The following is an 11,768-nucleotide window of genomic DNA, read 5'->3' as shown; positions in this document are numbered from 1 at the left end:
TCCGCAGTGGAGGCCAGGGCCGTTCACGGCCTGCTCCGGCGAGGTGCTGTAAACAGCAAGTCCCCGCCGGTTTCCAGCCGATTCAGCCGTTCCGTGTTCAGAGTTGCACACGCCCGGGCGGCGGCGTCTCACTCCGCCGCCAGACGCCGCTGGTTCCGCCCCGCCTCGAGCGAAGCCAGATCGGCCATGACCTTGCTCGCACGTGCGATCGGGTTTGTGAGATAGTGATCGATCACGACGTTGCGGAAGGTGGCGTCGCCCATCCGGCGTGGGGGAATGTGAGGCAGCCGATTAACCGGCACCGAGTCGATCTCGGCCAAGTGCGGATGCGCGGACACCAGGGCTTGGCGTAGTTGCGCCAAGCTGTCCCAGGGCTGCGGCGCCCCCACGGCCCCGGAGACGGCGCGAAGGATGGCCCAGTTCTCCTTGGCCTCGCCCGGGGCGAACCCAGCGCGCAGCGCAAGTTGCGGACGACCTTCGGTGTTGACGAAGATCCCATTCTCTTCGGTGTAGGCGGCGGAGGGCAGGATCAGGTCGGCCCGATGCGCTCCGCGATCGCCATGGCTTCCTTGGTAAATCACGAAAGGGCCCGGAGCGATCTCGATCTCGTCGGCGCCGAGGTTCCAGATCACCTCTGCTCCCTCGACGGCGGCTTGCAAGCCGCCCTCCGTGGTGCAGCCGACATCCATAGCTCCCACGCGCGATGCGGCGCTGTGGAGGATCAGGAGCTTCGCGCCCATCGCCTCGACGATCCCGAGGACGTGGCTCAGAACGGCTTCGCCATCGGCTTCGCGCAGGGCGCCCTGCCCGACTATTACCAGGGCGTTCTCAGCCGGCTCGGCCTTCTGCCGGAATGCATCGAGTGCGGCCCGATCAGGACCGGCGTGATCGTAGTCGTAGGTCAGGTCGGCAGCCTCACCGATGACCGTGACCTCGGCCCCCTTGAGCCAAGCCCCCCGGATGCGGGCGTTGAGCACCGGAGCTTCGCTGCGTGGGTTGGACCCGATGATGACGATCCGCTTGGCCGTTGCCAGATCCTCGATCCGGGCGTTTCCGGCATAGCCCCCGCGCGGTTCGGTGGTCGGCAGCTTGGCCCCGTCCACCCGGCACTCCACAACCCCGCCGACGCGGGCCATCAGGTCCTTGAGCGCGAAGGCCGCTTCGAGAGAGGCGAGATCGCCCACGAGACCAGCCACGCGGCGGCCCTTCATCGCATTGGCCGCGACCGCGACCGCCTCACCCCAGCTCGCCTTCCGCAGCTTGCCGTTTTCACGGATGTAAGGCGTATCGAGGCGCTGACGGCGGAGCCCGTCCCACACGAAACGGGCCTTGTCGCTCAACCATTCCTCGTTCACGCCGTCGTGGTTGCGCGGCAGGATACGCATGACCTCACGGCCCTTGGAGTCGATCCGGATGCTGGAGCCAAGGGCGTCCATAACATCCACCGAGTCGGTCTTGACCAGTTCCCAAGGGCGGCCCTTGTAGGCGTAGGGCTTGGAGACGAGAGCGCCGACCGGGCAAAGGTCGATGATGTTGCCTTGAAGGTTCGAGCTCAGCGTCTGGTTCAGGTAAGACGTGATCTCGCTGTCCTCGCCGCGACCGGTCTGGCCCATCTCGGTGACGCCGGCGATCTCCGTGGTGAAGCGGACGCAGCGCGTGCAGGAGATGCAGCGGTTCATATGCGTCTCGACCAAGGGGCCGAGCTCAAGATCCTCGGTCGCGCGCTTGGGCTCCCGGTAGCGGGAGAATGACAGGCCATAGGCCAGCGCCTGATCCTGCAGGTCGCATTCGCCGCCCTGATCGCAGATCGGGCAATCTAGCGGATGGTTGATGAGGAGGAACTCCATCACCCCCTGACGCGCCTTCCGCACCATCGGGGAGTTGGTCCGAACCTCTGGCGGCTCGCCGTTCTTGCCGGGGCGGAGATCCTTGACCTGCTGGGCGCAAGAGGCGGTGGGCTTGGGCGGGCCGCCCACCACTTCCACAAGGCACATCCGGCAGTTGCCCGCAATCGACAGCCGCTCGTGGTAGCAGAACCGAGGCACCTCGATTCCGGCCAGATCGCAGGCTTGCAGGATCGTCATGGCGGCAGGGACGTCGTAGACCGTGCCGTCGATCATGATGGGCTTCAGGTCGGACATGCGGGCATCCCTTTCGGCTCGGGGGCGCGAACGAGGCCCCGGTTTGCCCGGCGTTCTAGCGTGGAGGCGGGGAGAGAGCCAGATGCGACAAGCGTCCTTCTTGCCCTCCTCCCGCGATTGGGATGGGGATTGGCTAATCAGCCAGCAACTTGCCGATCTGGCTGTTCCTGCCGATCTCCTCGCGGCCGACGGCGCAGTACGTGTCAGGCTGGCCCTCGACGGCTCCCATATCGCGCAGACGTTGACGGGCGATGGCCTCCAGCCTGTCCTTCTCTTCCTCGTTGTCGATGTAAGCCTCGATCTCCTGGGGAGAGTAGCCCAGCGACCGCGCATGAGCGTTCAGGGAAAGAAGAAATGCGATCCCCTGTAGACGGCGCCCGTCGATGGGCTCGCAGCGCTCACCGATCTCGTATGCGATGGCCGTCTCGATCAGGCCTTCGGTGATCCGCCCGACCTCGCTCAATGGCGGCCGGTCCTGCGCCATGGCAGGCCCGGCCGAAAGCACAGCCACTCCGAGGAGGCGAAGGAACGTCGTCATGCGAGGGGAACTCCTGTTTGTCGCCCTTGTGCCTCTTGGCTGATGAGGGCGCTTCACAGGAGGATATGAGGTCACCCGCGGCGCTATCCTATATCACTGCGCGCCATACCGGCGCTCTCTCGCTCAGTCAGGGATCTTGGCTCGGCGGGAAGCCGACCAGCGAGTGGGCCCGGCAGCTTCGTGATCGAAGAGCGCCTTGCTGCCTTATGGCGACCTTTCTAGGAGGCCGAGGGTCCGCGACGGGGGACGGACAGGAAAGCAACAACAAGGGGCAATCTCGGACGAGATCAGCCCACGACCAGAGGGACCAGAATGGCGAATGTGCAGATCAGCGCGCAGGAGCAGCTCGTGATCGAGCTCCTGAATCGCGCACGGCTCGATCCAGCGGCGGAGGCGGCCCGCTATGGCATCGGCCTGAACGACGGACTGAGCTCCGGGTCGATCTCCTCGGCTCCCAAGGCCCCGCTGGCCTGGAACGCCGACCTTGGCGAAGCATCGGCGCTGCATTCGGAATGGATGCTCGCGACCGACACCTTCTCCCATACGGGAGCGAACGGAAGCAGCTCCAGCAACCGGATGGCCACTGCAGGCTACAGCTTCAGCGGGAGCTGGTCCGCCGGAGAGAACATCTCGTGGCGCGGGACAACCGGCAGCGTGGACGCGACTGGAATGGCGCTGGAGCAGCACAAGGGCCTGTTCCTGAGCGCCGGTCACAGGGTCAACATCCTGGGCGACTTCCGAGAGGTGGGCGTCGGCCAGGAACTGGGCGGCTTCACCAGAAACGGTGTGACCTACAACTCGTCCATGGTGACCGAGAACTTCGCTAAGTCGGGCACACGGGCCTTTGTGACGGGAGTGGCCTTTCAGGACCGGGATGGTGACGGCTTCTACGACGTCGGAGAAGGCACGGGCAGCGTCACCTTCGACTGGCTCGGCAACACCGGGAATGCTGTGAACACGGGTTCGGCCGGGGGCTATGGATTGGCAATCCCGACTGGGCTTTCAGGCACTGCCACAGTCGCTGTCACCTCGAACGGATCGACCCAGCAGGCCGTCTTGGCGATGACGGGCACGAACGTGAAGCTGGACCTGATCAACGGGAGCATCATCGCTGCATCGACCGATTTGACGCTTGGCAGCGGCGCCAAGGATGGTCGCCTGCTTGGCATGGCCAACATCGATCTGACCGGCAATACCTCGGCGAACCGTCTCGAGGGCAACAAGGGCGCCAACGACATCTTCGGGGGTGGAGGCAGCGACACGCTCCTGGGTGCGGCCGGCAACGACCGGTTGGAGGGGGCGTGGGGCAACGACTCCTTCACGGGCGGATCGGGGTCCGACAGCTTCGTCTTCAAGGACCTCTCCGGCTCGACGACCGGTCAGGACCGCATCGCCGATCTTGGCAGCGGGGACAGGATCGTCATCGATCTCATGGGCAGCCTTCCCTCCGAGGCCGCATGGGAGGATTCGCACATCTCGGCGGCGACGGGCGGTTTCACCATCGCCCTTGACGATGGATCACAGATCTTCGTGGCGAGTACGACACTGTCCACGCTCGAGAATGCGCTGACACTGATCTGAAGCAGAAGGAGCCGGCCCGCCAAGGCCGGCTCCCTCGCTTTAGCGGCAAGCGACCCTGCGAAAGCGCTGAGCCGCTCAGAGGGGCAAAAGGGCAGGATCTGCTGATACTGGGCGCTGGGTCCTGCCATTCGGGTCCGCAGTTCGTCAGAGCAGTCAACTGGAACTGGCCGCGGTCGCGTCAGGCCGCCCCCAACTGGTCGCTCAAGGCGCAATGAGCCGCAGGCGGGTACGGCTCAGCGGGAACATCCCCTGCCACCGGTCGTTGCTCCTGCGACCCATCCAGATCGGAGATCGTCCATGACCTTCACCCGCCCGGCCCTCGCGCTCCTTGCCGTAGGGCTTGCAGGAACCGCTTATGCCTTGCGTCCCCGTCCAGCTCGGCTTTCCGGGTCTAGCGGCACCAAATCGCCCTACCAGCCAGTTCGCAATGCTGGTCCCGAAGAGATGACCCTTCCCATGAAACGCTGGGACATCGTCGACGAGACGGTTGACGAAAGCTTTCCGGCCAGCGATCCCCCGGGCTCCTACTGAGCCTGGAGACGCGCGCAGTCGTATTCGACCACGAACGTCCCGTTTAGCTCAACTAATGCCACAGGATCCCTCGCCTCGCCCTGACGGCATACCAGGGCGAGGTCTGTCACGGCCCGACGCTGTGTGTCCGTAAGCGCTGCACCAGAGACCGTCCGTACGCGGACCTCGTTCCGCAGGCGCCATTCTATTGTCGGAACCAAAGTGCCATTCACAGTCGCGACGACGCGTCGTCCGGTCCAAGGACCCTCATGGCGGACCCATTCCAACGCAGCCGGTTCAGCGGACGATTGAGTGCTGATCTGAACCGGAACGGACGTCCCCTCAATATGATCAGCGGCGAGTGCGACATCCCACGCTAAGCACGCCGCGACGACTCCGGCCAAACATCTCATATCGATCTCCTGATCCATTCGAAGCTGTCTGGAAGGATAGTGCCGGGTTGGCGCCAGGCACCCTCATCGAAGCCGCAACTGGCTGAATGGTTAAGGGCGCCGCAAATCTGCGACGCCCCCAATGCCAAGTCCAAACTGCCGATGCTCCCCGGGGCTACTCTGCGGCCAGAGCCGTCGTCAGCCGGCCGCTTCGCTGGGCCTTGATGCGGTCCTCGATCTCGTCGCGGAAGTTCCGGATGAGACCTTGGATGGGCCAAGCCGCCGCGTCACCCAGCGCGCAGATCGTGTGCCCCTCGACCTGCTTGGTGACATCGAGAAGCATATCGATCTCCTCGACCTCGGCCTCCCCTTTCACCAACCGTTCCATGACCCGCATCATCCAGCCGGTCCCCTCCCGGCACGGTGTGCACTGGCCACAGGATTCGTGTTTGTAGAACTTGGCCAGCCGCCAGATCGCCTTGATCATGTCGGTGCTCTGATCCATGACGATCACGGCTGCCGTACCAAGGCCCGACTTTTGCTCGCGCAGCCAGTCGAAATCCATGATGGCGTCCTTCATCAGGTCCGCCTTGATGTTGGGCACCGACGACCCGCCGGGAATCACCGCCTTGAGGTTGTCCCAGCCGCCCCGGATGCCGCCGCAGTGCTTGTCGATCAGCTCCACGAAGGGGATCGACATGGCCTCCTCGACGACGCAGGGCCGGTTCACGTGCCCGGAGATCGCGAAAAGCTTGGTTCCCGAGTTGTTCGGCCGTCCAAAGGACGAGAACCACGATGCGCCCCGACGCAGGATGGTGGGCGCCACCGCGATCGATTCGACGTTGTTCACCGTGGTCGGGCAGCCATAAAGCCCTGCACCCGCCGGGAACGGCGGCTTCATGCGCGGCATGCCCTTCTTACCCTCGAGCGACTCCAGGAGCGCGGTCTCTTCGCCGCAGATGTACGCCCCGGCCCCATGGTGGACGTAGAGATCGAAGTCCCAGCCCGAGCCACACGCATTCCGACCTATCAGGCCCGCATCGTAGGCCTCGTCGACCGCACGCTGGAGGGACTCCTTCTCGCGGATGTATTCGCCCCGGATATAGATGTAGGCCGCATGCGCACCCATCGCGAAGGATGCGATCAGGCAGCCTTCGACCAGCGTATGCGGGTCGTGACGCATGATCTCACGATCCTTGCAGGTTCCAGGCTCCGACTCGTCGGCGTTGACCACCAGATAAGCCGGACGCCCATCGGACTCCTTGGGCATGAAGGACCATTTGAGCCCGGTCGGAAAGCCGGCGCCGCCCCGGCCACGGAGCCCCGAGGCTTTCATCTCGTTGATGATCCAGTCCCGGCCTTTGGCCAAGATGTCCTTGGTGCCATCCCAATGGCCACGCGCCTGCGCCCCGGCCAGGGAACGGTCGTGCATCCCGTAGATGTTGGTAAAGATGCGGTCCTTGTCCTCAAGCATGGGCTTATCCCTTGTGCGTCCGGCTTGTGCGCCAGACCTGCCATGTCAGATAGAGCGCGAAGCCGAAGCCCGCGAGAGCGAATAGATCAAGAAGAGCCCGCAGCCGCAGTGACCAACCGAATGCCTGGCCTGCCCAGGTCGCCGCGATCCATAGGACGCCCACGGCCGCCAGGAGCAAGCCGATCCGACGGTAGGCGGCAGTCATTTGCGGATCAGCCACAGGACGGGACGCATCACGCGCGCGAGGGTCCGGCAGCGAAGCAGGCCGGGCTACCGGACGATCGCGCCGGGGCACGAGCCGCTGATGGCCGTTCAGGGGGCGGGTGTTTTGGCGCTCTGCCACGCCCGTCCCCCTTCATTGGCCAGGGACCGCGCCTGCTCGATCCAGTTGTGCCGATCCACGGCTCCACGATCGTCGCCCAGACGCGAGTTGACCCAAGCGACCTCGCCCGGTCCCCAGCTCGCGATCTGTCCATAATGCCAGATCCCGAGATCGTTCAGCTTGGCGGCAAGATCCGCTCCGAGTCCCTGGATCCGCGTCAGATCGTCAGCCGCCCCTTCGGGAGCCGTCAATGTCGGTGGCATCTGCTCGGGCACGAGACGGGCCTCCGAAATCTCGGCCCCGGTCGCCGTTGGGCCAGCCTGGCCATGGTCGCCCTTCATGCCCAGCGAGTCGCCCTTCGGCTCGGGCGCGACAGTAGAGCCATCTGCCAGCGGCTGCCTGACGCCGGCCGGACGGGCCGTGTGCTGCTGATCGTCGGGGGTGGGCACCTCTCCGGTCTCGCCGTCCGGCGGGGTCACGGCCTGCACGTCCTCGACCGGGATGGCGGGCACTTCGTCCTGTTGCGGCGTCCTGAGCCAAGGGGCCCGCAGCGGCACCTCGGTCCCGTCGATGCGCTTGACGGTATCGCCGATGGTGAGCGCCAGATCGACGCTGGCATTGTGTGCGTTACGACCCTCGACCCACTGCGCCAGGGACGTCACCCCTCCCGCCGGCTCGGAGGCATAGCGGCCGATCTGCGACCCGGGCTGGGGCACGCGGCCGGCAGACAGTTCGTCGATGATCCGGGACAGGGTTTCGGCGGACAGATCCTCGTAATAATCCTTGCCGATCTGCGCCATGGGAGCGTTGGCGCAAGCACCAAGACACTCCACCTCTTCCCACGAGAGCTTGCCGTCAGCCGATGGATGATGCGGTTCGGCGTTGATGCGTCGCTGGCACAGTTCCAGGAGTTCCTCGGAGCCCCGCAGCATGCAGGGCGTGGTGCCACAGATCTGGATGTGAGCCACGGAGCCCACGGGGCTCAGCTGGAACATGAAGTAGAAGGTCGCGACCTCTAGGACACGGATGTAGGCCATACCCAGCATGCGTGCGATTTCCTCGATCGCCGGCTTGGGCAACCAGCCTTCCTGCTCCTGTGCACGGAACAGCAGCGGAATGACGGCACTGGCCTGCCGCCCTTCCGGGTACTTCTGGATCTGCGCCTGCGCCCAGGCGAGGTTCGCGGGCGTGAAGGCGAAGGAGGCAGGCTGTTCATGATGAAGGCGGCGGAGCATGGGGGTCCGATCAGGTCAGCGGCGTGTTTGCGACGCCGTATACTAGCGAGTTTCGTCCCGGAACAGGCCCAGGACCCATCAAGTTCAGATGCAATTGTCCGACAGCAGCCGGATTGAGCTGCCGTCCGACGCTTCGATCCGGCCCTGACCCGACAGCTGGGTGATCAGCCCCGGCAGTTCCGCCTGCGTCAGGTTCGCCCTGAGCAGGACAGCCCCGATGTTCCCGTTGGTCAAGGTGCACCCTTCCGTCTCGATGGCAGCCACCAGACGGTCGGTCGGGGCAACGGACGCAGCGACGCCCACGGGCTGCGGCGGTCGCGGGGCCGGCTCGCTGCAGGCGGACAATGCCAGCGTGCCCAGGCTCATGAGGCATATGGTCCTGAAGATCATGCTGGTCACTTCCCTTCCCTGTTCCGAAACTGACGGGCCTGCCCTCGGCACTCTGACCATGCACGTCGCCCGTGATGATGCGTCTGTGCCTGTCCCTGTCCGTCGGCAGTCTTTCCCGCTTCAGCGATCGATGCTCCCGAAAACGATGTCGAGCGTGGCGATCACGGCGGACACGTCGGCGAGCATGTGACCCTTGACGAGATGGTCCATCGCTTGAAGATGCGCGTAGTCGGCTGCTCGGATCTTGGCCCGATAAGGTTTGTTGGTCCCGTCGGCGACCAGATACACCCCGAACTCGCCCTTAGGCGCCTCGATGGCGGTATAGGTTTCGCCGGCCGGAACGTGGAAGCCTTCGGTGTACATCTTGAAGTGATGGATGAGTGCCTCCATCGAGGTCTTCATCTCGCCACGCTTGGGTGGTGTGATCTTCCCACGCGCAAGAACGTCGCCCTTTTCCACCCGGAGCTTCGCGATGGCCTGGTGGATGATACGGGTCGACTCCCGCATCTCCTGCATCCGGATCAAGTACCTGTCGTAATTGTCGCCGTTCTTGCCGATCGGGATCTGGAAATCGAACTCATCGTAGCACTCGTAGGGCTGCGACCGGCGCAGGTCCCAGGGCAGACCGGCGGACCGGGCGATCGGGCCGGAAAGGCCCCAGTCCTGCACGTCCTTTTCCGTGATGATCGCGATGTCGACGTTGCGCTGCTTGAAGATCCGGTTCTCGGTCAGCAGCTCGTCGATGTCATCGAGCACGCGGGGGAATTGATCCGCCCAGGCGTCGATATCGTCAAGAAGCTGGGGCGGCAGATCCTGATGGACCCCGCCCGGCCGGAAGTACGCGGCGTGCATCCGGGCGCCCGAGGCCCGTTCGTAGAACATGAACAGCTTCTCGCGCTCCTCGAAGCCCCAGAGCGGCGGCGTCAGCGCGCCCACGTCCATGGCCCAGGTCGTGACGTTGAGAAGGTGGTTCAGAATGCGGGTGATTTCGGAGTACAGGACCCGGATGAGCGAGGCCCGCCTCGGGACCGCGACATTGGTCAGCTTCTCGATGGCGAGGCACCACACATGCTCCATCGCCATCGGCGAGCAGTAGTCGAGGCGATCCCAGTAAGGCAGGCCCTGAAGGTAGGTCTTGTGCTCCAGGAACTTCTCGGTCCCGCGATGCAGGAGACCGATATGCGGGTCGCAGCGTTCCACGATCTCACCGTCGAGTTCGAGGATCAGGCGCAGAACGCCATGAGCCGCCGGGTGTTGGGGACCGAAGTTGATGTTGAAGTTGCGGATGCGCTGTTCGCCGGTCAGCGTGTCCTCGAACCCACGTCCGCCTACCTCGCCCCCCCGTTCGATATCGGTTCCGCGCAGATTGTGCCGAATATCGCCCTTCAGATCGCCATCCATCTTGCGTCCTTTCCTGGGTCGCCCGCGTCAGCGGTTCTTGTTGGGGGTCGCGGGCAGTCCCTTCTGCGGGTCGCCGACGTCAGCCTTCTCGTCTCCCGGCAGGGCGAAGGCTCCGCCTTCCCATGGACTCAGGAAGTCGAACTGGCGCCATTCCTGGGTCAGCCTGACCGGCTCATAGATGACGCGCTTCTGCACTTCATCGTACCGGACCTCATTGTGCCCGGTCAGCGGGAAATCCTTGCGGAGCGGGTGGCCACGGAAGCCGTAATCAGTGAGCAGCCGCCGTAGGTCGGGGTGGCCCGAGAACACGAGGCCGAACATGTCGAACACCTCGCGCTCGAACCAGTTGGCTCCAGGGAACACGGACGTTGCCGATGGCACCATCTCTTCCTCGCCCACCTGAGCCTTCAGACGGATGCGCCGGTTCTGGTACATCGAGAGAAGGTGATAGACCATGTCGAACCGCTTGGCGCGGCCCGGCCAGTCGACGGCTGTGATATCGACGATGAGCGAGAACTGACATGAGGAGTCGGCGCGCAGGAACGCCAGCGTTTCCACGATCCGCTGGATGTCGACGTGGATCGTCAGCTCCCCGTTAGTCACCTCGTGGGACAGCACCGCGCCCTGCCCCCGTGCCACGATCGATGCGCCCAGGGCGTCCAAAGGATGGACGGCAACCGCGGGCACCTGCTCGGGGGTCGTCTCGACGGTGGTGTCGGCCATGTGCAGGACTCCCTTAGCGGACGATGGTGCCGGTCCGGCGGATCTTCCGCTGGAGCTGGAGGATGCCGTAAAGCAACGCCTCGGCCGTAGGCGGACAGCCGGGGACATAGACGTCCACGGGCACGATCCGGTCGCAGCCCCGCACGACGGAATAGCCGAAGTGGTAGTAGCCGCCGCCGTTCGCGCAGGATCCCATGGAGATCACGTAGCGCGGCTCGGGCATCTGGTCATATATCTTGCGGAACGCCGGAGCCATCTTGTTGGTCAGCGTACCGGCCACGATGATCAGGTCCGACTGACGTGGCGAAGCCCGCGGCGCAGTCCCGAACCGCTCCAAGTCGTAGCGCGGCATGGACGTGTGCATCATCTCCACGGCGCAGCAGGCAAGCCCGAAGGTCATCCAGTGCAGCGAGCCGGTCCGCGCCCAGTTGATGATGTCAGCCGTGGACGTGACGAGGAAGCCCTGGTCCTGGAGATCCTTGTTCATCTCGCGGACGGTGACATCCCGGTCCGCGCCTGCAGTATAAAGCCCGGTCTGAACGCCCTGGACCTCAAGACCGCCTGTCTGCGGCCCGCCCTGGACGAGGCTGCCACGGTTCATCTCGTCCTCGGTGGGGAGGATGAACTGCGCCTTGTCCTTGGTGTCGTCTTTCACTGCCATTCGAGGGCTCCCTTCTTCCACTCGTAGGCGAACCCGATGGTCAGCACCGCGAGGAAGATCATCATCGACCAGAACGCCGCCATGCTGAGCTCACCGAAGGCCGTGGCCCAGGGAAAGAGAAAGGCGACTTCGAGGTCGAAGATAATGAACAGGATGGACACGAGGTAGAACCTCACGTCGAATTTCATTCGGGCGTCGTCGAACGCATTGAACCCGCATTCGTAGGCGGACACCTTTTCCGGGTCGGGGTTGCGAACCGCCAAGACTACGGCGGCCAGGATCAGGATGATCCCCAGGGCGATGGCGAGCCCCAGGAAGATGATGATGGGAAGGTATTCCCTCAGAAAGCTCTCTTCCATGCGCGCCTCCGGACACTGGGGCACCCATGCGCCCGCAGTGG

At 64.4% G+C, this 11,768-nt stretch carries 12 protein-coding genes; 2 read left to right on the top strand and 10 right to left on the bottom strand.

Annotation, left to right across the window (positions count from 1 at the left end; all coding sequences use genetic code 11):
* Window positions 1–128: 128 nt before the first annotated feature.
* Together nuoG and FHG66_RS07000 are read right to left on the bottom strand one after the other, a co-directional pair.
* The gene (nuoG, locus tag FHG66_RS07005; protein ID WP_139076039.1) at window positions 129–2,141 is read right to left on the bottom strand and encodes an NADH-quinone oxidoreductase subunit NuoG; all 2,013 of its coding nucleotides are present in this window, start codon (window positions 2,139–2,141) and stop codon (window positions 129–131) included.
* Between the two features lie 133 nt (window positions 2,142–2,274).
* On the bottom strand, window positions 2,275–2,679 hold the full coding sequence (locus tag FHG66_RS07000) for a DUF5333 domain-containing protein (RefSeq protein ID WP_139076038.1): 405 nt from the start codon (window positions 2,677–2,679) through the stop codon (window positions 2,275–2,277).
* A gap of 312 nt (window positions 2,680–2,991) precedes the next feature.
* Here FHG66_RS07000 and FHG66_RS06995 point away from each other — a divergent pair, with 312 nt between their 5' ends.
* A complete protein-coding gene (locus tag FHG66_RS06995; RefSeq protein WP_139076037.1) occupies window positions 2,992–4,260 on the top strand; it encodes a CAP domain-containing protein in 1,269 nt (422 codons plus the stop codon).
* 297 nt (window positions 4,261–4,557) lie between these two features.
* Entirely contained in the window at window positions 4,558–4,791 is a 234-nt protein-coding gene (locus tag FHG66_RS06990) for a hypothetical protein (protein ID WP_139076036.1), read from the top strand.
* Between the two features lie 546 nt (window positions 4,792–5,337).
* Here FHG66_RS06990 and nuoF read toward each other — a convergent pair.
* The 8 genes from nuoF to FHG66_RS06950 all read right to left on the bottom strand — a co-directional run bounded on the left by nuoF (window position 5,338) and on the right by FHG66_RS06950 (window position 11,727).
* On the bottom strand, window positions 5,338–6,636 hold the full coding sequence (gene nuoF / locus FHG66_RS06985) for an NADH-quinone oxidoreductase subunit NuoF (RefSeq protein ID WP_139076035.1): 1,299 nt from the start codon (window positions 6,634–6,636) through the stop codon (window positions 5,338–5,340).
* Between the two features lie 4 nt (window positions 6,637–6,640).
* Window positions 6,641–6,841, bottom strand: coding sequence for a DUF5337 family protein (locus FHG66_RS06980; protein ID WP_139076034.1), 201 nt, complete (start codon window positions 6,839–6,841; stop codon window positions 6,641–6,643).
* A gap of 107 nt (window positions 6,842–6,948) precedes the next feature.
* Window positions 6,949–8,193 (bottom strand): NADH-quinone oxidoreductase subunit NuoE, encoded by a 1,245-nt coding sequence (nuoE, locus tag FHG66_RS06975; RefSeq protein ID WP_139076033.1) that lies wholly within the window; start codon window positions 8,191–8,193, stop codon window positions 6,949–6,951.
* Between the two features lie 84 nt (window positions 8,194–8,277).
* Window positions 8,278–8,583, bottom strand: coding sequence for a hypothetical protein (locus tag FHG66_RS06970; protein WP_139076032.1), 306 nt, complete (start codon window positions 8,581–8,583; stop codon window positions 8,278–8,280).
* A 120-nt stretch (window positions 8,584–8,703) separates the two neighbouring features.
* A complete protein-coding gene (locus tag FHG66_RS06965; RefSeq protein ID WP_139076031.1) occupies window positions 8,704–9,984 on the bottom strand; it encodes an NADH-quinone oxidoreductase subunit D in 1,281 nt (426 codons plus the stop codon).
* Between the two features lie 27 nt (window positions 9,985–10,011).
* Window positions 10,012–10,707 carry an NADH-quinone oxidoreductase subunit C gene (locus tag FHG66_RS06960; protein ID WP_139076030.1) on the bottom strand — a complete coding sequence of 232 codons (696 nt, stop codon included), beginning with the start codon at window positions 10,705–10,707 and terminating at the stop codon, window positions 10,012–10,014.
* 13 nt (window positions 10,708–10,720) lie between these two features.
* Entirely contained in the window at window positions 10,721–11,194 is a 474-nt protein-coding gene (locus tag FHG66_RS06955; RefSeq protein WP_139076183.1) for a NuoB/complex I 20 kDa subunit family protein, read from the bottom strand.
* A gap of 164 nt (window positions 11,195–11,358) precedes the next feature.
* Complete coding sequence (locus FHG66_RS06950; RefSeq protein ID WP_139076029.1) at window positions 11,359–11,727, bottom strand: NADH-quinone oxidoreductase subunit A; 369 nt, start codon at window positions 11,725–11,727, stop codon at window positions 11,359–11,361.
* Between the last annotated feature and the right edge of the window lie 41 nt (window positions 11,728–11,768).

It is taken from the genome of Rubellimicrobium rubrum (assembly GCF_006152115.1).
GTDB lineage: Bacteria > Pseudomonadota > Alphaproteobacteria > Rhodobacterales > Rhodobacteraceae > Rubellimicrobium > Rubellimicrobium rubrum.
This window is presented reverse-complemented; position numbering and strand designations above follow the sequence as displayed.